General features: G+C 41.4%; 28 protein-coding genes. 5 read left to right on the plus strand and 23 right to left on the minus strand.

The annotated features are described in order from the left end of the window. Positions 1–5 precede the first annotated feature (5 nt). The 20 genes from J0L83_10595 to nadA form a co-directional block, all read right to left on the minus strand. Positions 6–395 carry a DUF1801 domain-containing protein gene (locus J0L83_10595; protein ID MBN8665017.1) on the minus strand — a complete coding sequence of 130 codons (390 nt, stop codon included), beginning with the start codon at positions 393–395 and terminating at the stop codon, positions 6–8. A gap of 96 nt (positions 396–491) precedes the next feature. Continuing rightward, positions 492–1,109 (minus strand): NAD(P)-binding domain-containing protein, encoded by a 618-nt coding sequence (locus J0L83_10600; GenBank protein ID MBN8665018.1) that lies wholly within the window; start codon positions 1,107–1,109, stop codon positions 492–494. A 205-nt stretch (positions 1,110–1,314) separates the two neighbouring features. Next, positions 1,315–1,818: a 2'-5' RNA ligase family protein gene (locus J0L83_10605; protein ID MBN8665019.1), complete on the minus strand. Its 504-nt coding sequence runs from the start codon at positions 1,816–1,818 to the stop codon at positions 1,315–1,317. An 11-nt stretch (positions 1,819–1,829) separates the two neighbouring features. Continuing rightward, entirely contained in the window at positions 1,830–2,510 is a 681-nt protein-coding gene (locus J0L83_10610) for a DUF4386 domain-containing protein (protein ID MBN8665020.1), read from the minus strand. Between the two features lie 73 nt (positions 2,511–2,583). Continuing rightward, positions 2,584–3,825: a hypothetical protein gene (locus tag J0L83_10615; GenBank protein ID MBN8665021.1), complete on the minus strand. Its 1,242-nt coding sequence runs from the start codon at positions 3,823–3,825 to the stop codon at positions 2,584–2,586. A 50-nt stretch (positions 3,826–3,875) separates the two neighbouring features. Then, positions 3,876–4,175, minus strand: a complete 300-nt coding sequence (locus J0L83_10620; GenBank protein MBN8665022.1) for a transcriptional regulator — start codon at positions 4,173–4,175, stop codon at positions 3,876–3,878. Beyond that, positions 4,175–4,783, minus strand: coding sequence for a hypothetical protein (locus J0L83_10625; GenBank protein ID MBN8665023.1), 609 nt, complete (start codon positions 4,781–4,783; stop codon positions 4,175–4,177). Before J0L83_10625 ends, J0L83_10620 begins: the two co-directional genes overlap by 1 nt. Before the next feature lie 164 nt (positions 4,784–4,947). Then, positions 4,948–5,613, minus strand: a complete 666-nt coding sequence (locus J0L83_10630; GenBank protein MBN8665024.1) for a fibrobacter succinogenes major paralogous domain-containing protein — start codon at positions 5,611–5,613, stop codon at positions 4,948–4,950. Between the two features lie 192 nt (positions 5,614–5,805). After that, positions 5,806–6,105 carry a type II toxin-antitoxin system RelE/ParE family toxin gene (locus tag J0L83_10635; protein ID MBN8665025.1) on the minus strand — a complete coding sequence of 100 codons (300 nt, stop codon included), beginning with the start codon at positions 6,103–6,105 and terminating at the stop codon, positions 5,806–5,808. Further along, the gene (locus tag J0L83_10640; protein MBN8665026.1) at positions 6,098–6,349 is read right to left on the minus strand and encodes a type II toxin-antitoxin system ParD family antitoxin; all 252 of its coding nucleotides are present in this window, start codon (positions 6,347–6,349) and stop codon (positions 6,098–6,100) included. The genes J0L83_10635 and J0L83_10640 overlap by 8 nt, the downstream gene beginning before the upstream one ends. A 278-nt stretch (positions 6,350–6,627) precedes the next feature. Continuing rightward, entirely contained in the window at positions 6,628–7,209 is a 582-nt protein-coding gene (locus J0L83_10645) for a hypothetical protein (protein MBN8665027.1), read from the minus strand. Between the two features lie 153 nt (positions 7,210–7,362). Beyond that, entirely contained in the window at positions 7,363–8,775 is a 1,413-nt protein-coding gene (locus J0L83_10650) for a hypothetical protein (GenBank protein ID MBN8665028.1), read from the minus strand. A 251-nt stretch (positions 8,776–9,026) separates the two neighbouring features. Next, positions 9,027–9,563, minus strand: coding sequence for a hypothetical protein (locus tag J0L83_10655; GenBank protein ID MBN8665029.1), 537 nt, complete (start codon positions 9,561–9,563; stop codon positions 9,027–9,029). A gap of 177 nt (positions 9,564–9,740) precedes the next feature. After that, positions 9,741–10,097 carry a hypothetical protein gene (locus J0L83_10660; GenBank protein MBN8665030.1) on the minus strand — a complete coding sequence of 119 codons (357 nt, stop codon included), beginning with the start codon at positions 10,095–10,097 and terminating at the stop codon, positions 9,741–9,743. Between the two features lie 453 nt (positions 10,098–10,550). After that, positions 10,551–11,069, minus strand: a complete 519-nt coding sequence (locus J0L83_10665; GenBank protein MBN8665031.1) for a helix-turn-helix transcriptional regulator — start codon at positions 11,067–11,069, stop codon at positions 10,551–10,553. After that, positions 11,066–11,311 (minus strand): DUF4160 domain-containing protein, encoded by a 246-nt coding sequence (locus tag J0L83_10670; protein MBN8665032.1) that lies wholly within the window; start codon positions 11,309–11,311, stop codon positions 11,066–11,068. Before J0L83_10670 ends, J0L83_10665 begins: the two co-directional genes overlap by 4 nt. A gap of 1 nt (position 11,312) precedes the next feature. After that, entirely contained in the window at positions 11,313–12,446 is a 1,134-nt protein-coding gene (locus J0L83_10675) for a tyrosine-type recombinase/integrase (protein ID MBN8665033.1), read from the minus strand. Positions 12,447–12,552: 106 nt separating this feature from the next. After that, positions 12,553–12,852, minus strand: coding sequence for a type II toxin-antitoxin system RelE/ParE family toxin (locus J0L83_10680; protein ID MBN8665034.1), 300 nt, complete (start codon positions 12,850–12,852; stop codon positions 12,553–12,555). After that, positions 12,836–13,096, minus strand: a complete 261-nt coding sequence (locus tag J0L83_10685; protein MBN8665035.1) for a type II toxin-antitoxin system ParD family antitoxin — start codon at positions 13,094–13,096, stop codon at positions 12,836–12,838. The genes J0L83_10680 and J0L83_10685 overlap by 17 nt, the downstream gene beginning before the upstream one ends. Before the next feature lie 86 nt (positions 13,097–13,182). Continuing rightward, entirely contained in the window at positions 13,183–14,190 is a 1,008-nt protein-coding gene (gene nadA, locus J0L83_10690) for a quinolinate synthase NadA (protein ID MBN8665036.1), read from the minus strand. A 591-nt stretch (positions 14,191–14,781) separates the two neighbouring features. On the opposite strand from nadA, the gene J0L83_10695 reads away from it, so the two are divergent. The 5 genes from J0L83_10695 (at position 14,782) to J0L83_10715 (ending at position 20,113) form a co-directional block, all read left to right on the plus strand. Further along, on the plus strand, positions 14,782–16,881 hold the full coding sequence (locus J0L83_10695) for a SurA N-terminal domain-containing protein (protein MBN8665037.1): 2,100 nt from the start codon (positions 14,782–14,784) through the stop codon (positions 16,879–16,881). A gap of 111 nt (positions 16,882–16,992) precedes the next feature. Next, the gene (locus tag J0L83_10700; protein ID MBN8665038.1) at positions 16,993–17,514 is read left to right on the plus strand and encodes a DUF2480 family protein; all 522 of its coding nucleotides are present in this window, start codon (positions 16,993–16,995) and stop codon (positions 17,512–17,514) included. A gap of 107 nt (positions 17,515–17,621) precedes the next feature. Beyond that, positions 17,622–18,017 carry a hypothetical protein gene (locus tag J0L83_10705; GenBank protein ID MBN8665039.1) on the plus strand — a complete coding sequence of 132 codons (396 nt, stop codon included), beginning with the start codon at positions 17,622–17,624 and terminating at the stop codon, positions 18,015–18,017. 35 nt (positions 18,018–18,052) lie between these two features. Next, positions 18,053–18,640, plus strand: a complete 588-nt coding sequence (locus J0L83_10710) for a penicillin-binding protein activator LpoB (GenBank protein ID MBN8665040.1) — start codon at positions 18,053–18,055, stop codon at positions 18,638–18,640. A 60-nt stretch (positions 18,641–18,700) separates the two neighbouring features. Further along, positions 18,701–20,113, plus strand: coding sequence for a hypothetical protein (locus tag J0L83_10715; protein ID MBN8665041.1), 1,413 nt, complete (start codon positions 18,701–18,703; stop codon positions 20,111–20,113). Here the strand turns inward: J0L83_10715 and J0L83_10720 are convergent. From J0L83_10720 to polA, 3 genes are read right to left on the minus strand one after another with little or no spacing between them, the layout of a single operon-like run. After that, positions 20,084–20,863 carry a sterol desaturase family protein gene (locus tag J0L83_10720; GenBank protein MBN8665042.1) on the minus strand — a complete coding sequence of 260 codons (780 nt, stop codon included), beginning with the start codon at positions 20,861–20,863 and terminating at the stop codon, positions 20,084–20,086. The genes J0L83_10715 and J0L83_10720 overlap by 30 nt on opposite strands. Position 20,864: 1 nt before the next feature. Beyond that, positions 20,865–21,341 carry a nuclear transport factor 2 family protein gene (locus tag J0L83_10725; protein MBN8665043.1) on the minus strand — a complete coding sequence of 159 codons (477 nt, stop codon included), beginning with the start codon at positions 21,339–21,341 and terminating at the stop codon, positions 20,865–20,867. A 9-nt stretch (positions 21,342–21,350) separates the two neighbouring features. Further along, positions 21,351–24,176, minus strand: a complete 2,826-nt coding sequence (gene polA, locus J0L83_10730) for a DNA polymerase I (protein MBN8665044.1) — start codon at positions 24,174–24,176, stop codon at positions 21,351–21,353. Between the last annotated feature and the right edge of the window lie 141 nt (positions 24,177–24,317).

Genomic DNA, 24,317 nt, shown 5'->3' on the forward strand with positions numbered 1-24,317 from the left:
ATTAATTATGCAAGTCTTTCCAAAACACCTTTGCGCATCACCAGGTTTTTATAGTCCCACTGTATTTGCACAGACTTAACCAGCCAATTGGTCAATTCGGCCAGATCAATCTCCTTGGCATCAGCATATACTTTCTCTGCTGCTTTGAATTTACCCACACCAAATAAGCCCGGTTCATCAAATGATTGTCCGCTCCAAAAAAGTAATTGAATGCCTTGCTTTTGTTTGCTATAGCCAACAATGGGATTGTCATCCATAAACCATACCGGATGACCATGCCAGACCTTAGCAGTAGCTGATGCTAATTGTTTTTTGATTTGTGCAGCAAGACACAGACAAACATGTCTGTCATGAGCGGAGAGTGCTGCATGGTAGTTGTCGATATCGGGTTGCATGAAGGCGGTTGGTTGTTGATCAAATCCGCTTAGTCCTTTGCACGATTAAAACTACAAATTATGTGCGCAGCAAACGAATGGATATTGAATAAGCGCTTATCGCTTCAGCAACTTAAATCCAATTTCCCGTCCCAATCCCTGAAACATTGCAAGGTTAATCCAGAAAAAAGCAAACTGCTCCATTAAATTAAATCTGTCATTCCCGCCCACATCATAGCATTCTGCAAATCCGGCATCTTTTGCCAATTGTATGGCTGCTTCTTTTCCGCGAACACTATCTCCCGCAACAAATGCATCCAGCGCAACACCATTGTAATTGGGGTTTTCCATATTATTGAAGCCTGTAGTATTGAAGCATTTCACTACATCTTTTGTAGACGTATTGGCCAATATCGCATCCGCTGTGTTACTAAATCCCTGCGGGCCCCTGTTCATCACAATATTCATGGCATCAATGATTATCTTGCCGCTAGTATCGCCCAGTGATTGCGCAACAGCAATGGCTGCGGGCGCTGGGGTTGCCAGCAAAATAAGCTCCGCCTTTTGTACAGCTTCGGCAATGGTATGAACAGAAGTGTTGGGATTACTCAATAAGTGCTTGCCTTTAAAAGCGTCGGCATCTTGGGTGCCCAATAAAATCGTGTGGCCCGCATTGGCCCATTTAGTTGCTAAAGCGCCGCCAACATTGCCCGTTCCAATAATGGCTATCTGCATAAAGAAAGATTGTGGTGATCAATATTTTCAAAACTCCAACAATCTTCTTACGCCAACAAACGCCAGATCTAATTTGCTTACACACTTTTTGGTAAGTATGTTATGTAGGGTTGCGACATTTATGCGCCTTGCGCTTCTGTTTTTCCTTGAATGAGCTTTGCTGTTTTGAACAGAAGCTCATTGGAGGGGTTGCCAATTTTGTACTTTAGTAGATCGGAAATTCCTGTAAAACCGACCATTTTCCACCATCAATTTGTTCTATCAGGCTTATTTGAGTAAAAGCAATTTTAGAGGGAAAATTTTGCTTTTGAATTTCCTCAAATATTTCATCTGTGCAGCTTGAATTTCTTGGATGCATTAAAGTAATATGTGGCTCAGGTTTGCGAATGGTTTCCACCACGCCGGTTAAAATCTTCGAACGCAGTTGATGAAAAGATTCATTATCACCATAAGCCGGCAACATCACCCCTTTACCTTGTTCAAATCTTGTTACCCGTCCGAAGCTGATGGATATTGCCGGCGCTTCTAATTTTTTCAGATTGGCGATGATCGCATCAAGATTTTCTAGCTCATCTTCTCTGCAAAGTGTAACATGACAGGCGATTAATGCCTGTTGCATTGGATTGAATCGTTTGCGTACAGCTTCTATTTCCTGTGCGTCTGTAGGATTGACAAATAATGTAAGCTGTCGCCTGATTTGTTGATTCAATGGATAAATATTTATGCTGTTGCTTTTACCGGCCGTATACCCCAAATAAGCAAATACACAATCATCCACAATTCACCAATGGTTGCGGGCATTACCAATAATCCCAGATAGCTGTTTTGATAGCCGGCAGACTTTAGGAATGTTTGTAGAAGATAACCCAGTCCTCCAAGCAACAGTGTGTAGCCAAGCCAAGTGGGCATTGTTTTGTGTTTGATCACCATATAGCCCATGGGTAAGAGCCAGAGACCGAAGAAAAGTCCGCCAACTGACCAGACTTGGCTAATGATATTACTCAAAACTTGTATCAGTGGTCGTTTTTCTTGAAGCGTCATAGTGCCGGTTTGGGCAATATCAGCAGCGACGCTCATCGTTACAGCACTGATGGAAATCAGCACCGCATTCACGGTGCCCCAAATCAACAAAGCAAGTGCTGCGCTGGCATCTCGGTTAACGAATAGTTTATAAAAATAGAAAGCCGCAAGCGACTGCGATACGATAATGATCAATTCCAATACCAGTCTTGTGCTTGCAACAGATTCTTTTTGTATCAGGTTGTTCAGCGTTTGTGCGGCATTGTCTTTCACAAAGACTTGTCCATGAAACAATAAAAAGCCGAGCATGCCCGAAATAGCGAGCAGTAAATAGCATAAGCCCGCAAGTCTCGCTGTTTGAATTGCCTGTTTTTGTTCCATGTGTTGTTTTTGTACTTTCTTAAAAATACAAAAGAGCCCCAATGATGGGGCTCCTTTATGATAAGCGTCATTATTAAAATACAAGAGGGAAAATAAAACAAACAATTGCTACCCACACCGCATAAACAGGCAAAAAAGAAACAATGGTTTTTAGCAATGTTTGCTGTGAGCCCGTTTCGCGCAACTGACGATACAGCTGCTCACAGATCATAATCAGGTGGATGAGCAATAAGAGATTTGCACCCAACACCGCTAAACGATTTGCACTAAAACCCCATTGGCTAATTCTGAAAACAATTGCGGACAGCGCAATGGTGTTGACCAATATGGTTGTAGTGGCCAACAGGGTTAATAACCAAGCATTCCATTTTTTTAATTGAGCAGTATTGTTCTCTGCAGCAATAAAAAAGATGATCAGCATCACGCCCAATAAAACAACATTAAAGAGTAGTAAGAACTCGCGATCGTTATAAGGATCTTTTCCAACAAACAACATACTACCTATATATAACCAAAGAATCAATAATACAACAGGCCCAAACAGATTAGCCAATACCGGCGTAATCTTTCCTGCGAGGTTGGGATTGTTTTCATTCAGGTAGGCTGCAATAATGGGCACAGCAGGCAAACCAAATGGCAGTATGTTTTGAAAATACCAATCACCAATTTTAATACCCAGTAATTCAAACAGACCAACTGTAACACCGGTAACCATTCCGCCAGCTATCAGGATTAATCCGGATAAGAGCAGCAAGTTTCCATTCAAACGTAAATAAGCCAAGCGGTCTGCGCGACCATCCTGTCTGAATACAAAAGCAAGCAATAACCAAAGTAATATGGGCAAGTGAATACTGATGAGTATTTGTGTCTGGCTATTCTTGGTTACCCATTCATTCAATACAAAAGCAAAGAGATATGCGCCGCCAACCAATAACCATTGTTGTTTTGGTATGGATTGCTTGTAAGCAAAATAGGCCAACAAAAAAGGAAAGACCAGAAAGCCAATATGCTGTTGGTACCATTCCGGCTGTTGGTCGCCAATTAACCAAAACAAGGGTAATCTTGCTGCAAAGCCCGCCAGCATACTTAATGCCAAGACCAATATCCATTCTGATTTCTGCCCAAATGTAATCAAGCTTTCCTTGGTATACTGCAATCTTGCTTGCCAAAATGCTGCAGCACTTGTTTGTGCGATGGAGGGATACATTGTTTGGAATGCATTTGTAAATTGTTTTGGGGAGTCGCGATACAATTGCTCCAGCTTCTCAGGCTGATCAATATTTGCGCGTATCTCTTGTGTGAGTTGTTGTTCCATAATGTTTATTTAAAAGAACTTTGAATTACAAAGTATTTGGGTAAAAAAATTTATTGTTGTGTTTTAATGAGTTTTTCCAAGGCCTTCAGGTGTAGCTCAAATGCTTTTCTGCCGGCGCGGGTTACTTCATATTTAGTATTTGGTTTTTTATCAATGAATGATTTTTTTGCCACGATGTATTGTTCTCTTTCTAATGCTTTAATATGACTGGCCAGGTTTCCATCGGTTAAGTTGAGCAATGTCTTCAATGAATTAAAATCCAACGCATCATTTACAGACAGTGCACTCATGATACCCAATCGGATACGATGATCAAAAGCCTTATATAATCCGTCAATAGAAATCTCCATTACTTGTGCCGAATATGCATATAGATGCCGTAAATAATATGTAATACGCCAAAGCCTATTGCCCAGAATATGAGTGCGGAAGGAATCCAATACAATCCCAATAAGCCCAACAGTATTTGTAAAAGGCCCAAGCTCTTCACTTCTGCATAGGTGTATTTTCCCGCCATAAACAAGGCAATACCGTAGAAGATTTGTGTAATGGGCGCTAATAAACCAATCCAGCCTTTATCCAAGGCAATCAAGGCAAACAAACCACCCGCAACCAAAGGCACCGCCATCTGCATCACCAATTGTTTGGCTGCCGGTGTAAAAAAGGGTTCGCCATTTCTGGTTGCTTTCTGCAAGGAAAAATAGACTGCCGTTGCAATGGCCAACAATAAAACCAGCACCGCTACAAGCAATAGCGCTCCTGTATTTGTTTGTGCATCTGTATCTGTAATTGCCTTGGGCGCAAAACCCAATAATTGATGCACAATATAGACACCGGCTAATGCATAGACACCAGCCAGCGCACCGGTTCCTCCGGAGAGGGAAAGGAATTTGGAAGACCTTTCCATCATGGATCGGATCTCGGCAATATCCCTGAGTGCGTCCTTTTCTTCCTTCATTAAGTACTTTTAAATTCAAAGTAAGTGTATCTTTTTGTATTGGCCAAGTTTTATTGAGCTGTTGCGCGTAAAATGGATGAGTGGGAAATTGGGTTTACGGCTTTATGTTCATGTGGGTTTTTCGGCCGCACGCAACTCTGTAATCAATTCATTATGATGAAAGCCTACTCCTTTATACAACGAACAGCATAACCATCGCTGGCAAATGTTTCCCAAAAGGTTGACACCTTATCACTTTTAAAATTCAATGAGTATGCAATCAACTCGAATGACCGAGCAATTCTGGTGCTGCTCCACCATACACAGATGCTACCGTTTCTTGAAAAGCCATTGTTTGTAGTAATCATGGCAAATTCACGGGACCCGCTGGGTAACGCATTAAACCCATTATAATTAGTGCCATTTCCATTATCTCTCCATCCATTGGTGCTTTTAAGTTTAACACCGGCAACTTGCTTTCCGCCCAAGGTTTTAAAGAGCTGTTCCCAATCATCAGAACTGGGTATCTTCCAATTTTTTGGCGCCAGTCCTCTCGGGTCGCGTATAGCATAATAATTATACAATTTACCATACGTTGAGTCATAGCCCTTGTCGTTATTAAAATAGCACCACGCGGGTTGTTTTTTACCAAGAAAAGCCTTCCACTCACTTATCGTTTTAGCCTCTGGTATTGTGTCGCCATTTTTGAATGTGCTGACATGTAGGTTTTCACTCATCCATGTTTGATTACCAATAACTACTTCCTTATAGGAAGCAGTTTCGTCATGATGCATCCACGAGGTTAACATCAGAGAAACAATAATGACGGAACTTATAATCAGTTCTTTCATTTTATTTTTTTTCTTGTTTACCGGAAATAACCAGCGTTTGCGTTGGTTGGATAATCCTTTTGCCCACTGCTGGCTTGGCCACTAAAGCCCCGATTGGTTAAAGCCAAATTACTGAAGTTGATTAGTTCAACCAAGGCTGATGAGCCAGTGCCGAAAGCCAAACAGGCGTAAAGCCTATCGTTAACTGTGGTTTTACTCTTGTATCCTGTTTTTCAAATCCATTTGTGCATGCAAGATTCTAGCTATTTCAACTTTACCCGGGCTCAGCTTTCTATAGAAAAGTATGTGCTGCCCGGCTTTAAATCCTACAATTTCTGCACTTATCTCTGGATAATTTTTGCCTAAAACCTTACCATCAGCTATGTCTTGACAAGAATCTAATAACATGAAATAATATTTGTCAGCTTGTCTCTCTGACCAGGTATCAACTGTATATTCCCAAATTGATGATAAATCTTGAACTGCTTTATTTGTTAAAGAGTAACTACCCATTTTTTTTTCTAGCAGCTTTTAATTTTTCAAGATGCTTTTTAGGGTCGAAACTTCTAGCCACACCACTTTCAATACCATCTGTTATCGCTTTTTTGAGTGCTTGAATTTTTGATTCTTCCTCTTCTAAAAGCCTAAGACCCGCTCTTATTACTTCACTAGCATTCTTAAATCTTCCTGTTGAAACTTTGTCATCAACGAAATCTTCAAAGTGATCCCCTAATGAAATGGATGTATTGCGTCCCATTAATGCATGTTTAAGCTAATGTACCAAAATTTGGTAACATTTCGCATTTCAGTGGGGTTAAAAAATTACAGCTAACGAGCAGGTATTGCCGATGGTGGGGCTACTGCGTTTCGTCATGCTTGAACTGATTTTAAATATAGTTACTAATGTTGATTGTGATTACAAAAGATGAGCAGCGTTCTGTCGAGCTGGTGACGAAAGGAAAATAGTAGTACAAATGTTGAGATTTATTCTGTCAACCCCCAATATTGCCAAACCTTTTGTTGTAGGCAGGCTTTTTAATCTAAATACATCTCTATTTCTTCTTTGATACGTCTTCTCAATCTTTCTGTCCCGCCAAAGTCAATAAAACCGCCATCTGTACTTCCATGTCCTTGCACACTAAAACAAACTTGTTTTTCGTCATAATACAAGTGAATGTCAAAACTTGACAACCAAAAGCTTTTTTGGTAGCGAAATAAGTAGTAATTGTCATTAAAGCCATAAGGTGTCGAGCCAAAGTTTACAATTGTATTTTTCAGTGCTTCTTTTTTGTCGTCTAAAGATTTTAAACTGTCAATAGTGATGATTTTAAAACGATTAGGTAATTTATAGAGTCCATATGTACCCATCAAAAACAAAAAAGTGAAGCAGGAATAATGAAATGTATGGTTTCCCTTGAATTTGTCTGGCTTTGTAATTAAGAAGAAAAGTAAAGTAAGACTTAAAGCGATTGTTAGAATACAAAGTCCGAAATACCAGTATCTGTCAAACCAGTTTTTCTTTTTTATTCGCTCTTCAAATTTTTGGTATGTCATTTTAAGCTTGCCTACAACGAGCAGGGCTTTATGCAGGTTGGGAATTGTTATCCGTCCGCCCACAACCGCTGCTGATTAAAAATATAAAGTTGAATTTAAGAACTAAAGTTGAGATTTATTCGTCCAGCCCGAACCACAGCCTGGGTTTGCAATTTGCTGATGTTTGCTGGTCATGCCCAACTTGCATAAAACCCAATGTTGGTGGCAGTTTTTCACTCACCATACATAAAGTTTTGAATAAATTTTGGGTCCTGTCCCAATGTGCATAAAGTTTTTACTGTCTGCCAAATACTGGTCGTTTACTAAGAACTTGTATGTGTTTTCGCCCTTTGGTAAAGTAACTTCACAAGTCCAATAACCATTTTCCTTTTTCATTTTGATTGGATGCTTTGTCCATTCTGTAAAGTCACCCATTACTGAAACTTGTTGTGCATCTTCAAAATCTGCCAACTTAAAAATAACTTTTTGATTTTCTTGTCTGCCCCAAAGGGTGGCTAAATAGTCATTTGGTTTTTGCTCTAAAACATTTGAAAAATATTTATTGCTTTCGTTAATGTTGTTAGCCTTTCTGTTTGCCACGCCTAACCAAGAGAAAATATTGGTATTATTTGGGTCAAATTCTTTTAGACATTCTAATAGCTTTATTGCATCATGGGGTTGTCCTTTCTCAATCCAACTTATTGCAAGGTTTATTGCATCGTCATTCTTAAAATTGTATTTGTCAAAAGATGTTTTTCGTAATGTCTTGTACTGTTCAATAGCTGAGTTGATGCCATTGCTTTTATATGTTTTTTCAAGGATGTTGGTAATACTTGCAGGAAAATAATATTGAATGTCTTTGTGATGTTTTCCTTTTTTTAGTTCTTCTGATAATGCTAAGGTTGAAACTGTTGTAAAATCATTTTTGTAGTATAAATAAATTGTGCTTGTCTTTAAATTAACTGCCATTGAATAATTTGAGATTAAATTATTAGGAAGTTTTTGAGTTGATTTTTCTAAAATATTTGTGATGTCATTTAATTGAAAACTTGTAGTTGAATTTAAGTAATGAGTGGCTACATCTCTTCTATGGCAGGCTTCTTTGTGTCCATTATTGATGCAGTAATTTGTCAATGCAAAATTGTTGTCTGTCTTCCGAACAATGTAACCACCTGTAACAGTTGCATAATTTCCACTTGCATCACCTATGAATAATTGTACATTTAGAAGTTTTATCAAGTTGTATTTGTTCAGGTATAATAATGCGTCTTCAACTGTCTTACAATTTATAAGCAAGTCGGTTACTACTTGCTTTTTCCTGTCTTTCTTTTGTTCGTCCTTTACTGCTGTAATTTCATCTATTGCAGTATAATCTAAAAAAAGTCCAAATTCATTTAATCCTCCTTGTGGATTTAGTTTATTTAGGAATTTTATTTTTATGTTTAAGTCTGTCCAAATTGTGTAGCCATAACTATTTTTTTGTGCAGGATAATACCACATTCTATACTTTGTATTTTGAAGTTCATCTTCATTGTTTCCAATCCAAACGTTCTTTCCATCATTCGCCATAAAAATGGTACAGGCATTTACAATAAATGTATTTGTCAACACAAAGCATAGCAAAACTGTCTTAAAGATTTTATATATCATTTTATGTCTGTTGAATTTGTGTAGGGTACTCAATAAAATTGCCACCAACGGTTCAGCGTTTGCGATGGGCTGGCAATAGCGATTGGTCAGCCTGGTACAAATGCTTAATTGAAAAACTAAAAGTTGAAAATATAAAACATAAGCCGAATAGCAAAGGTCAAGCTGGAACAACTATTGATGCTTGCAAAAATGCTGAGAACTTAATGTCGAGCCAGCCTATTGCAAACGCACCTGTTAGCTGTACACCCAAGTCAGGCATGAGGAGGTGTCCTTTTAATTGTACTCAGAACTTTGTACCAGCCGTTGCCTAAGCTGTCAACCGAAACTGTTTCTTCATCTGTCACAAGTGTTTGGCAATCGCAAACACAATTGTCATTGTAAACCAAGATTAAAGTCTGCCATTTGTTTACAAGAAAATAATTATTAAATGAATGTTTTAGTATAAAACGAATACACTTTGGTCGGTCAATGTCTATTTGGATTACTTGACCTTTTGAAAATAGGCTTTTGATTTTTTCTCTTTCAGCATTTGTCAAAAAAGAAAATAAACTGTCAACAGCATTTGCATTCATATAACCATAAGCGTCAATTTTTGCTAAAGGTGAAAATACAGTTGTACTGTCTTGCGGAATTTTGTCTTTATTGTTTGTCAAAATTTGCTGAACAGATTTAATGTCTGCGAAGGTGTCTTTATTAATAGTTGTGTCGCTTATTGACGTTGGGAATCCAATGACAACAATTGCGATAATGACTGCAATTGCAATAGTTGTCCATAAGAATATTTTCAAACCTTTTTCAAATATTAAGATGTGTCAAAATGGGTTACAGCTAACGTTTTCGGGCTTTGCGTTCGGGCGGGTTTCGGAGCACAAAGTTTCAAATTATTACTAAAGTTCATTAGAGGCACAAAGCCCCAAGTTTGCACGTCAGCCCGCCTGACGCAAAACCCGTGTTAGCGGTTGTTTTTATTCTTTCAATTCTGCTGTCCACTTAATTTGTCCACCTTTTTCACTACAAATTTCAAGTCCACCCATACCATAATCATAGCCCAATGAATATTCAACTTGTCGATATTTGATAAAGTCTGAAAGCTCTTGAGAAACAGCAATCATCTTATTGAATAAATCCTTTGTTTCGTTAAGTTCTGCTAGAGCTTTGTCCTTTGATAAATTTTTTAACTCATTGCAAACTGTCCAGCCTGTTACAGTAAAATGTTTGCCGTCTTTGCACCCAAAAGTCAAGTCACCAACTTTGAAAGGGTGTCCGTCTTGCAGTAAAACAATAGCATTTTTTATGCGATGAATTAGTTCTTCTTCGTTCATTGTCTGTCAATAATTTCTGTGTCCAACAACATTAGGGATTGTTGCAATCCTTCGTCAACCAGATTTCCTCTAACAGTTATTTCTAATTTGTCCGAAAGCATTTTCTCGTCAGACTTGTTTTTGAACAAGGCTGTAATCTGTCTCGTAACACCATTATACTCAATCTCAGTTGAAATGTAATGATGTCCACCGTCAGCACCAGTCGATAATACGTTATAATTTGTCAGTTTGAGTGTCGTCATAAAATAACCGCTAACTCTAAAATATGCGAAAGTTTTGAGATAATAAAGACTTGTGCAATCTGCCAGAAACAGCAAAAAATCAACGCCTTATAAAAAAGTGTGGGTGTTTTATGGCAGTAGCGCAATTGCAACCGATTAAATTTATTTAAACGTTTATAAGCGTTTAAAATCGGTTACTATTTCGTTATGATATCCAATTCAGTTTCCTGATTTATACAATCTTTAACGCGATCTTTCTAGATAAACCCAATTCCACAATTTTATACAGTGTATGCAACTCGGGCTCAATCAAATCATTTTCCACCCGAGAAATATAGGCCTTACTGGTGCCGCTCTTTTGCGCCAGTGCATCCTGCGATAAACCCTGTGCCTTTCTTGCCCTTCGTATGGCCGCGCCTAATAAAAACCGCTTTTGTGCAATTGGCTCACTATGCTCAAACAATACTACCGGGTCTATCGCATATGGTTTTTGCATTTCATTTCCACCCATATCTGTAATCCTTAACAAAATATTCGGCCAACTCAGGGTTTGCTCAATTAGCTTTAACCGTTTAAACTGTTGCACATCCAGCAATGGATATTCAGGATCTGTTTTCTTTATCCGCCATTGTTTGAAGAGCCGCGCAAAATCAATGCGCCTGGTTTCTCCATTGTTAAACACACAAACCACCTCAAACCCCTTTACAGAAACCAGTTTTAAGATGCGTGGTATTTTATTGGCTCTTTTCATTTTTTTAAACCCGGGTTTAGCTCATAAAAATTCTGTAACAACCATGCCGTTCTACCATCTTCTTTCATCCACTTTCTGCATTTCCGTAGTACCGAAACCGGAAGATGTCCGGCAAGGATAGCACCTGATTGTATTTCCAACAGCGCTTCATCTCCACCATACCGTAGATGTATATGTGGCGGTAAATGATCACGACTGTATACCTCCACTTTAATTCCCTCAAACAAATGCAAGGTAGGCATTTTAGTAATTTTTGTTGCCGAATTTGGTAACAAAATTCAGGTGTAGATCATCCAGCGGACTAACCACTTTCAATAAATCCTTATTGGTGGTATGGAGATAACGTAAGGTGGTCTTGATATCCTGATGGCCAAGCAGCTTTTGAATGATGCTGATATCTGTGCCCTTATCCAGCAAGTGTGTGGCAAAACTATGCCTCAATGCATGTATTGACCCGTCCTTACATATACCTGCTTTCCGCTTTGCCTCCTGTAAAACAATTTGCAGCGATCTGGTACTATAGGGTGTGCCCGGCTCCTGCCCAGCAAACAAATACCCTTGTTTATCTGGGCGGTACTGTCTGGCATACGCACGCAAAATCACCAATAGTACCGGACTTAATTGAACCAATCTGTCTTTCTTTCCTTTGGCTCTTTCTACCAATATACACCTGCGGTCTGGCATAATATTGGCCGTCTTTATACTCACCACTTCACTCACCCGCATACCGGTACTATAACAAAGCATCAGCATGGCCTTATGTTTGATGTTTTGTACCACCTGTATAATGCGCACCACTTCATCTTGAGAAAAAAAACGCGGAATCTGTAGTGGTTTTTTTGGCCTCGGTATCTCCCATAAAAATCTTGGTCTATGCAATACCTGCTCAAAATAAAATTTGATCGCATTAAGCCGGCTGTGTAAGGTGTTTTCAGAAAGGCCCAATTCAACGGCGCAATAAAGCATATACCTGCGCAAGTGTTCTGGCTGCAAGTCTTCCACCGGTACATCACCCAACTTCATGAGTAACTGGGTAAACTCATTTCGGTATGTCGTAATCGTGGATCTGGAATATTTTTTTAAAATCAACTGCTCTACTATCCGCTTCAACTGCAACAAATTTTTCTCGCTAATCCTTGTTCGTTGTTGCGGCAATGCCCGTATTGTTGGTTCTGCTGTTGTTTCAGCATCCGGCATTAACCCAACCATTCGGCGGTTCTCCGGCGTATCCGGAATATGCCAAGCACCATGGGTTTTACTCCACCGAGCATCCGCTATACCGCGAATACGTTTATTCCAGCTACTCTTTGTTGAAAAGCGCAACAAGATTCTGTGTGCGCCCCTGTGTTCAATAATTTGTGCAATAGTTTCCTCCATAAGCAAGGTTTTGCTTCATCAGAGGTTACTGATACGAATATACTAAACCGGCTTAGTTATATAATTCAGATAGACATGTTTTACCCAATTAACACCGCCGCCCGATTCAATCATTCAACCGATTTTCAATATCCATGCTTTGGTGTAAAATCCTGATGACTTCAATTTCAGTTTTACTGTCTATTGCTCGGTAAAAAATAACATGCGACTTTACTTTAGCAGAGCGATAGTTTTTTCGAATATGGCTGCAATCCTTTCCTGATGCAGGATGGTTTGCCAGGTATTCAATTTCGTCGATGATCAAATTAATATATCTATCCGCCTGTGCTAATGACCAGTTCTCAACAGTGTACAACCAAATCTGCTCAATATCTTCAGCAGCTTTAACACTAAGTTGATAACCCATTGGTCAAATGTTGATCATGCAAGTTTTTGAGGAATTTTTTTCGGTCAAAGTTTTGTACAAAACCCGACTGCTCACCCTTTTTCAATTCCTTGATTAAGGCATTTTTTTGATTTTCTTCTTGTTCAAAAAGACGTAAAGCTGCGCGTACAACTTCACTAGCAGAAGAGAAACGGCCACTTTGTACCTGATGGTTGATAAAATTATCAAAGTAATCTCCCAATAAAATGGAGGTGTTCTTAGCCATAACTACAACTTTGATCGAATATACCAATTCTTGGTATATACAACAAGTTTACAGCAGCGTTTTCCTGTGTTTAACTTTTTAAATATCTACCCAATCAACCCCGCCGCCTTACTAATCTCCAGCATTCGGTCCATAGGTTTCTTGGCAGCTAATCTGAGTGATTCATCCATGATAATCTCCGGCAGCTCATATTCCATGCACAGATAGATTTTCTCCAAGGTGTTGAGCTTCATGTGCGGACAGTCATTACAAGCACAATTGTTATTGGGTGGGGCGGGTATAAAAGTCTTGTTCGGACTTTCCTGTTGCATCTGGTGCAGAATACCCGTTTCAGTAGCCACAATAAAGCTCGTGGCTTCGTTGATCTGGGTATACTTGAGTAATTGGGTGGTGCTGCCAATGAAGTCGGCCTGGGCCAGCACAGCCTCCTCACACTCGGGGTGGGCAATAAATTTCGCTTCCGGGTGACGGATTTTCAGCTTGGTGATCTTTTCCAGACTAAAAATCTCATGGACCATACAAGCGCCATTCCAGAGCAACATATTGCGGCCGGTAACCTTATTCAGCCAGGCACCCAGGTTTTTATCCGGCGCGAAAATGATGGGTTGATCGGCTGGCAGACTGTCGATAATGGCTTTTGCATTGCTGCTGGTGCAGATAATATCGCTTTCCGCCTTAATATCGGCTGTACAGTTGATATAGCTTACCACCAAATGATCAGGGTGTTTGGCCTTGAATGCCCGAAATTGGTCAACCGGTGCTGAATCTGCCAAAGAACAGCCGGCTTTCAGGTCGGGCAGGAGTACTTTTTTGGTTGGGTTTACAATCTTGGCGGTCTCAGCCATAAAGTGCACGCCGGCAAACACAATAATATCCGCATCGGTCTGGGCCGCTTTCTGGGCAAGGCCCAGGCTATCGCCGATATAATCGGCCACATCCTGGATATCAGGCTCCTGGTAATAGTGCGCCAGCAGAATCGCATTTTTTTCTTTTTTCAGACGCTCAATCTCGGCAAATAAATCCAATCGAACATCAATATCCTGATCTAAAAATCCTTTTGTTGCTAATGCCTGCTTCGCTGCCAAAATGTTCATAACCAACGTAATATATTTATATTAATACCTTATTTATATAAAACCAATACTACTATTACAGCTGTGGATATCGGGATAAATCATTTATACACAAGAGGCAAAGTTAATAAGCTGGGTACTTGTACACCGGAATCCACTGTTAATTAACACAGACAAATCCTTATCTGTTCTGTATTTAATTGGTTTATACACAGTTGTGGATCATCTGAACCTAGAAAACCCACATACCTAAGTCCACATTTTAGACACTGTGTATTCCTGTGAACTGCAGTCGGATAAAAACCAGTACTAGGGATTTTCGGTGATTCAACCGGCCCTAGTTTTCCCTTTTTCATACACCAAAGTTTGGGGCAAAAACCGGGTTTATCCACCCAAAAAGGGGCTTATCCACGAGCGTATGTGTATAGGTTTTCTCAGCTTGGCGGTAAGGTTGGAACCGACCGGTTTCTTTTTCAGGTTTTCCACGTGGTACAAGCCCTTGTTTTTCGGGCATTTATCAGGGTTTTCCACAGTTTGTTCTAACGGTCAATTACCCTATTTTTGCCACCCGCCAATGTGCGGGCATTTTTATTCAAGACCAACAAATCGATTATGTCTGTTATTCAAAGTATTCGTGACAAGGGAGCGTGGATCATTTTTGCTATCATCGCTTTAGCCCTGATTGCATTTATTCTGCAGGATGCTTCATTTCAGCGTGGCAGTATTTTCTCTAATACCACAACGCTGGGTAAAGTGAATGGAAACAATATTGAGCGTGCTGAATTTGAAGAGAAGCTGGCGATGCAACAACAGATGTATGGTGCACAAGCACAGCGTGATCAACTGATTGGTATGTTGTGGAACCAGGAAATTGATAACCTGTTATTACAGGATGAATACAATAAACTGGGTTTACAAGTAACCAGCAGTGAATTAACAGATATCCTTTTTGGCGATAACTCTCCATTCAGAAATGAATTTACTGATCCTAAAACTGGTGAGTTTAAAGTAGATGATGCTAAGCGAACACTGGCTCAAATTAAGAAAAGCAAAAACGCAGAGCAGCTGAAGATGATCAATGATATCTACATCAAGCCTGCTATTGAGCAAACATTGCGTTATAAATATCAGTCTTTGGTTCAGCAAGGTATGTATGTACCAAAGTGGATGGTAGAAAAAACCATTGCTGATAACAATGCTATTGCAAACGTATCGTATATCTACGCACCTTATGCAAGCGTATCTGATAGCGCAGTGAAAGTAAATGATCAGGATATTCAGGCATATATCAGCAAGCACGCATCTGAGTTTAAGCGTGAAGAAGAAGGTCGCAATATTTCCTATATCAGTTTTGATGCATTCCCTTCTGCACAGGATACTGCAACAGTATTGAATCAAGTACAAAGTCAGCAGGCCGAATTCAGCACAACGGCTGATGTAAAAGCGTTTTTAAGTCGCGTAGAAACAGAGCAGCCTTATTTGGATGCGTATGTGATGAAAGAAAAAATTCAGGTACCCAATGCAGAGCTGATTAAGAATCTGCCTGTTGGTGGTACTTATGGTCCTTATATGGATGCAGGAAATATTGTAGTTGCACGCATGGTTGCGAAGCGCAGCATGCCGGATTCAATTAAGTGCAGACACATTCTCGTGAAGATTGGTACTGCTGCGGAGCCTGGCCTTTCTGATTCTGCTGCACGCAAGCGTATTGATAGTGTTGCTGCATTAGCGAAGAGTGGTGCTGATTTCAATGAACTGGTACAGAAATACAGCGATGATCAGGGTAGCAAGGGTACTAAGGGAGAATACGAATTTGCTTCTATTCAGTTCCCTAACCTCAGCAAAGAATTTGCAGAAGCTGTTTTCTACGGAACAACAGGCGATAAGAAAATCGTGAAAGTTGAAAACGAAAGTTATACCGGTTACCACTACATTGAAGTGTTGAACCAGCGCAAGGTTGGTGAAGCTGTGAAGATTGCTTACCTGAGCAAGAAGATTGTTGCCAGCAACGAAACCATTGCTGCTGCCAGCACTGCTGCTGCACAATTTGCAGCGACCAGCAAGAATAGAAAAGCATTTGAAGACAACGCGAAGAAGTTGAACAAGTTTCCATTGTTAGCCAGTGATGTAAAAGAGAATGATTTCAGCATCATGGGTCTTGGTGAAACACGTTCTTTGGTTCGTTGGATTTATGAACACAAAGAAGGCGAAGTGAGCGAACCAACAGAAGTTGCCGATCGCTACATTGTTGCTACCATCACCGCTATTCATAAGCCCGGTACATTAACTGTTGCAGAAGCAAGACCACAGGTAGAAGGATTTGTGCGTAACGAAAAGAAAGCACAGCAAATGATTGCCAAGTTTACCGGTAACACACTGGAAGCAATGGCTACTGCGTCCGGTAACGTAGTAATGCGTGCAGACAGCATCACCTTTGCGAATGCATTTATTCCAAATATTGGTAATGAAGCCAAGGTTGTTGGTGCAGCTTTTAATAAGTCTTTACAGGGTAAAGCAAGTGCACCCATTGCAGGTGTTGGTGGAGTGTATGCGCTGCGTGTAGAAAGCATTGGTGCAAAAGCCAACCTGGCTACAGATGCAGAAACCGTGAAGCAGGGTCTGGTTCAAGCCATGCGCATGGCTGCTTTCAGAAGTGCTGAAGCTTTGCGTAAAGGCGCAGTAATTAAAGATTACCGCTTTAAGTTCTATTAATCGATCAAGCGTTATATAATAAGGCCCCCGACAGTATCGTCGGGGGTTTTTTATTACCCGCATTTTCCGCTATCGAAAACCAAAACCCGGTAACAATTGTACTTTTACTGTATGGAACCCATCGTAAACAAAGTAGCAGAAAGCGGACTCATCACCCTGGATCTGGAACAATTCTATCCAAAAGGCGAGATCAAAACCTTCGACCTGAAGGGCTATTTGTTTATGGAGCTGATCCTGAAAGAGAAGGATTTTCGTGCCGCATTGCAGAATACCGATTGGGAAGCCTATAGAGATGCATTCGTAGCGGTTACCTGTTCGGCAGATGCCATAATCCCCGTATGGGCCTATATGCTGGTTGCCAGTTACCTGCAACCGGTTGCCAAAGAAGTGGTTTTCGGTACAGAGCAAGAATTGATCAATACCATACTGCAGCGTAATATTCAATCAATGAATGCTGCAGAATATACTGATCAGCGAATCGTGGTTAAAGGATGTGGTGATATCCATATTCCCGAAACAGCGTATGTAGCGGCTACCCAAAAACTGCGCCCTTATGCCAAAAGCATTATGTATGGAGAGCCTTGCAGCACTGTTCCTATCTTTAAGAAAGCACCGGCCAATAAGCCCGCATAAACACCATTGGTGTAACAAATCGGCCTTCAACCACGTTTTTCAAGTACAAAAAATGCCCCGCTGAAAGTTTGGCATTAGCTTTGAAGTAGTTATTCAAAACGTGGTATATGAAACAGTTCATCACCCTTTTGCTTTTATCCTTTGGACTGAGTGTTCAAGCGCAGGAATTACTGCCTGATCAGAATCCTAATTTTCAGCTCAGCAGAACCAAATACATGCAGCAAAAAGATTCGCTGGGCATGTATATGAACACGACCATACAGAATACTTATAAGGCTTATGACTGGTATGAAGCCAGATTAGAAAGACGTCAGGCCCGATTCGATAACCGCATGCAGCGCAGACTATGGAATGCCCAGAATACTTATTGGGTTAATGATTCCTGGAACTGGGGCTGGAATAATTGGAACGGTTGGTATGGCGGCAATGATTGGCGTTGGCGCAATCGTTGGGCCAGACCCACAATCGGCTTCCGCACTGGTAACTGGTGGTTTGCTTTTTAAAGAGAACAAGTATTTTTCAATCAATAACCCGAAGCATGTTTAAGTTTACACGCATTACCCTTTTTGCAGCCATCATATTTTTTGCTGCAGCTTGTGCCAACAGACAAGTTACCCGAATCGATCCCGCAGAAACACCAGATATCAGCGGTAAATGGAATAATACTGATAGTCGCCTCACGGCAGATGAAATGATTGGCGACGTTTTGACTGCAAAGTGGATCAACAATCACCTCACCACAAAAGGTAAAAAGCCCGTTGTGATTGTGGGTATGGTAAGCAACAAAAGCCACGAGCATATTGAAGCAGAGACCTTCATGAAAGATTTAGAGCGCAGCTTTATCCGCACAGATAAAGTGGGCTTGGTACAAAGCGGCAAAAAGCGCGAAGAACTGCGTGCTGAAAAAGCAGACCAGCAAACCAATGCATCACAAAGCACCATGAAAAAGTTTGGATTGGAGAATGGTGCTGATTATATTCTGCAAGGCTCAATTAATTCTATCGTTGATGCCTATAAGCGCAAGAAAACGGTTACCTATCAGGTGAATCTGGAGCTCACCAATATTGAAACCAATGAAGTGGTTTGGATAGGCGATAAAAAAATTGCGAAGTACGTAAAGAACTAAGCAGCTAAACAGCTTCACATGAATGGCTTTTCCAAACGGGTATGGATAGGGCTCCTATGTATACCCGTTTTATTTTCCTGTGCTACCTATCAGCGCAAACTGTCTGCATACTATCAACAAGTAGATGCTGGACATTATGAGCGTGCAGATGCTTTGCTTAGCCGGAATAGCTATATGCAACGCGACAGAAACCAGTTGCTCTATTTTATGGAAAAGGGAAAACTGTTTCATCTTCGTGGTTTGTATGATAGTAGTAATCTTTACTTGAATAAAGCAGATGCACTCATTGAAGAAAAGCGTAAGTCTGCAGGAGATGTTGTGCTTGGCGCGAGCGTTAACCCCATGCTGCAAACCTATCTGGGCGAAGACCATGAGCGTTTTCTCGTGCATTATTACAAAGCCCTGAACTACCTGCAGTTGGGTAATATTGATGGAGCGCGTGTTGAAGCAAGAAGAATTCAGCTTAGTGAAGATGCGCTGAACGATAAAACGCGCAAAGAGAATAAATACCAGCAAGATGCTTTTGCGCTGATTTTGCAAGGACTCATTTATGAAACAACAGGCGAGGTTAACAATGCTTTTATCAGCTATCGTAACGCTGTTGATTTATACTTGAAAAACGGCGGCAATTATTACGGTGTAAGTCTGCCGGAACAACTCAAGCAAGACCTCATCAGAACCGCACATGCATCAGGATTTACTGATGAGGCTACACGTTATGCCAAAGCAACCAATCCTAAGCCCGATTCAATACAAAATCCCGCGGGTGGTTGGTTGGTCTTGTTCATTGAATCTGGGGCCGCACCCGCAAAAGAGGAAATCCGTTTTTCCATCACACAGGGCGTCAACGGATTTTATTTTATCGGAACTGACGGTATTCGACAAGATGTTTTTATTGATGCAAACAGGTGGAACGACTATCAACTGAGTCAGATCCGAAATACAACCGTAGCAATTCCTTATTATCAGGCAAGAAGTTATCATACGCCAACACTGAGTATCAGCGCCAATGGCCGTAACTATCGCGCAGAAGATGTAGAAAATTTGAATGCGCTTTGTGCAAGACTGATGCAAGAGCGCATGGGCAAAGAAATTGCCAATGCTTTAATCAGACAGCTGGTAAAAAAACTGGCTGAGAGGGGTTCAGAAGCAGTAGCTACCGCAGCAGCACAAAAGAGCGACACAAAAAAAGATGGCACCAAAAAAACGGATGCGGAAAAAAGAAAAGATGCTGAAAATGCGGAAGCTATTGGTGCAGCAGTTGGCCTGTTGGTGAACATGGTCAATAGCGCTACTGAAAAAGCAGACACCCGTAACTGGCAAAGTCTGCCAGCATTTATTCAATATGTACGCATTCCATTACAGGCAGGAACCAATACGATTTCATTGTCAGCAGGAAATCAGCAAAGAACCGTTACTGTACAAGGCAATGGCGGCATACAATTACAGAACTGGATTGTGCGCGGGCGTTGATGCGGTTCTGTTCTTTACCTCATCAAATCTTTCTTCATAATCCGGACGGATAGTACCCATCCATCGGTCCCACCACAAAAAATACAAACCATAATTCCCTTTAAAATATTGGTGGTGCATATTGTGGTTCACCGATGTGTTGATCCATTTACCGATTAGGCTGCGCTGAAACCCCTTCGGATATAATTCATAGCCTAGGTGACCATATACATTATAGACGATCGATAATAAAAAGAATATAGCCACTTGCGTGATGTGAATGGGTACAGTGAAAAAGAAAACAGCAACGATGCCATTTTCTACCAAGGCTTCCAGCGGATGAAAAGCATAGGCTGCCCAGGGTGATGGGTTAGTGGATTTATGATGCACCAGATGAAACCATTTGAACAAGGCCGGATGATGCATGGCGCGATGGGTCCAGTAGAAATAAGCATCATGCAATACAAACAAAACCGGAAACAAAGCGAAATAGTAGAACCAGCCATATTCGTGGATATCTGTGTAGCGTGTGGTGTGTGGAGCAATGGTGGGATGTGTTAGCACCAACATATAGACCGGAAAGATAGCAATTGACAAAAGTGAAAATCCGGCTTCTCTTAGGAAGTCGCTATTCTTGGGGAAACGCAGCTGTATTTTCTTATACGCAATTTGTTTGCGCAGCAATACATAGAAAACCAGAAAAGCAAGGCCCGCTACCACAAAATAGCGACTGCCAATCTTTTCAATAATCATCCAATAATCTGGGCGCATATTAATGAGCTGCTTGTTGCATGAATTGTGATAATCCTCTTAACGCTTTTCGGCGAACGCTGTTGTGTAGAAACCCGCTCCAGCCAAAGATCCAGCCAATGGGACCAAGGGCTTGCTTGCACCAACGATACAAAGAAAAAGCATCAGAATGTTCTGTGATGATGCCATTCTGAATGCGCACGTGCGCAGTAATCTTATTCACCACTTTTCTGCCCGTTGCGCCGAATGTGTAAGTAGCTGTCCAGTTACAAGTAGCATACTCCTCATCCAAACATTGAATATTGCCAAACTCCAATGAGAAATCCTTGGCTCTTGCACAAAGCATCTGCCACATCGCACGAACGGCATCACCCTGCATCATACCAAAGACCGGGTCGCTGAATACGATATCATCGGCATAGCAACTATTCATTGTGGCAGCATCTTTCTGCTGAAACGCTGTATAAAATTTCGTGATGATGGCTTCTTGTTGGTTCATGTGTTTGGTTTAATGTGCTTCCAGCCAATTATCGCCCGCGCCCACTTCGGCTTCAACAGGCACATTGTTGGGTAAAGGCAATGCGGCACGCATATTTTCTAAGATGAGCGCCTTCAGTGTATCTACTTCGCTCTTGTGTGCATCAAAGACCAATTCATCATGCACTTGCAGAATCATTTTGCTGCGCAGCTTTTCTTGCCGCATGGCTTTGTGAATACGAATCATCGCCAGCTTGATCATATCAGCAGCAGTTCCCTGTATCGGTGAGTTGATGGCGTTGCGTTCTGCAAAGCCACGCACCGTGAAATTGGACGAGTTGATGTCACGCAACCAACGCTTACGGCCCATCACGGTTTGCACATAGCCGTTTTCTTTGGCGAAGTTCACCGTGTCATCCATGTATTTCTGGATGCCGGCAAATTCTCTTTTATAGTTATCAATAATTTCCTTGGCTTCGGTTCTGCTAATGCCCAGATTATCCGCCAAACCAAAAGCACCTTGTCCATAGATGATACCAAAGTTTACACTCTTGGCTTTGTAACGCATTTCCTTGGTCACATCTGCTTCAGCCACACCATAGACTTTTGCTGCGGTTGCGGTGTGGATGTCTTTGCCCAAACGAAACGCTTCACACATATTTGGATCACCACTAATGGCGGCAACAATGCGTAATTCAATCTGCGAATAATCCGCGCTCAATAAAATATGTTCTTTATCTCTCGGCACAAATGCTTTTCTGATTTCTCTGCCGCGTGCTGTTCTAATTGGAATATTCTGCAGGTTTGGATTATTGCTGCTCAATCTCCCTGTAACCGCAACGGCCTGTGCATAGGAAGTGTGCACCCGTCCCGTACGCGGATGAATCATTTCTGGCAACGCGTCTACATAAGTTGATTTGAGTTTGGTGAGTTCTCTGAAGGCCAGAATATCATCTACAATTTTGTGACCCTTCACCGCAAGTTTATTCAACACATCTTCCCCGGTTTGGTACTGACCCGTCTTGGTTTTTTTCGCAGAAGGATCTAATTGCAGTTTATCAAACAACACTTCACCCAATTGTTTAGGCGATGCCAAATTGAATTTCACACCCGCTTGTTCATACACTGATTTTTCTGCTTGACGCGCTTCTTCATCCAACAACCTACTATACTCATGTAAAAAACCTTCATCTACACGCACACCCTCAAACTCCATATCGGTGAGTACGCGTACCAAAGGCGTTTCCACCTCATCAAATACACGTTGCACTTCTTTCTGTTGCAATTGTGGTGTGAAGACTTGTTTTAGTTGTAATGTTATGTCTGCGTCTTCTGCTGCATATTCTTTCACCTTTTCTACATCCACATCGCGCATGGTGCCCTGGTTCTTACCTTTCTTACCAATGAGTTCATCAATATGCACGGGCTCATAGCCGAGATATTGCGCACTCAGCAAATCCATGCTGCGTCTACCTTCCGGCTCAATGAGGTAATGCGCCAACATCGTATCAAACAATGAGCCCGAAGGAACAACACCATAATTTTTCAACACCAATAAATCATACTTGATGTTTTGTCCCACCCAACGCTTGTTGGCATCGTTGAATAATGGGGCGAGTTGTGTAAGAATTGTTTCGGTTGCTTTTCTATCGGCCGGACAAGGAATATAATATCCTTCACCTGCTTTATACGAAAAGCTAATGCCCACCAATTCTGCGAGCATTGGATCAATATGTGTTGTCTCTGTATCGAAACAAATTTCTTCTATGCCTTGCAGTTCTTTCACCAATGCATCAATCGCTGCAGCATCGTTCACCAACAAATAGTTATGCGGTGTGTTATGGATATTGCGCGTGGCGCTGAGTCCCGCTTCTGCGGCGGGCGCGGGATCAATTAGTTTTTCCGTTTTCTTCTCCGGTTGTTCTACCACATTGCCAAACAAATCCGTCTGCACACCAACCGGTGGCGTTGCAAATGCGTTGAAGCTTTCACCTAGAATACGCTTACCAAGTGTTTTGAATTCTAACTCAGTAAATACTTCGGTTAGGGCTTCTGTATTCCATTCTTTTAAACGAAAATCTTCTTCATGAAAATCCACCGGCACATTGGTGATGATGGTTGCCAGCTTTTTACTCATCACGGCGAGTTCCTTACCGTTGCGTACTTTTTCACCCAATGCACCTTTGATGGCTTCTGCATTGGCCAACACGTTTTCCAGCGTATTGTATTCTTTCAAGAGCTTTGCTGCTGTTTTCTCACCCACACCGGGTATGCCGGGTATATTGTCCACCGCATCGCCCATCAAACCTAGGATATCAATCACCTGGTCTACGCGTTCAATATTCCACTTCGTACAAACTTCCGCAGGGCCCATGATCTCCACATCACCACCCTGATAGCCGGGCTTGTATATATAGACACCATCGCGCACGAGCTGGCCATAATCTTTATCGGGCGTAACCATATAGACTTCATAACCCGCATCATGGGCTTGCCAGGCGAGCGTGCCGATCACATCATCGGCTTCATAGCCCTCTACACCAATCACCGGAATATTGAAACCGCGGATAATGCGTTGGATATCCGGAACAGATTCCAACAAGTCTTCAGGTGCTTCTTGTCTATTGGCTTTATAATCAGCGAAATCTGTATGGCGTTCTGTTTTGCCCTCCACATCAAAACATACAGCTAGGTGGGTGGGCTTTTCTTTATTAATGAGGTCGAAAAGTGTATTGGTAAAGCCAAACTGGGCATTGGTGTTTCTGCCCGTAGAGGTGATGCGCGGATTGCGGATCAGGGCATAATAAGCCCGGAAAATCAAGGCAAAGGCATCGAGCAGAAAGAGTTTCTTTTGCATGCGACTAAGGTAACAAATGCCCACATAGCCTGCGCGGTCTTTCGATAAACGAAAAAACACCCGTCGCTTTCGGCAAAAAGGGTCGGATCGGCCGTGCTGCCCGCCCGAAACCCGTTATTTTTGTACCCGACCTTAAAATCA

Source organism: Chitinophagales bacterium (assembly GCA_017303835.1).
In the GTDB taxonomy this organism is placed as follows: Bacteria; Bacteroidota; Bacteroidia; order Chitinophagales; family Chitinophagaceae; genus JAFLBI01.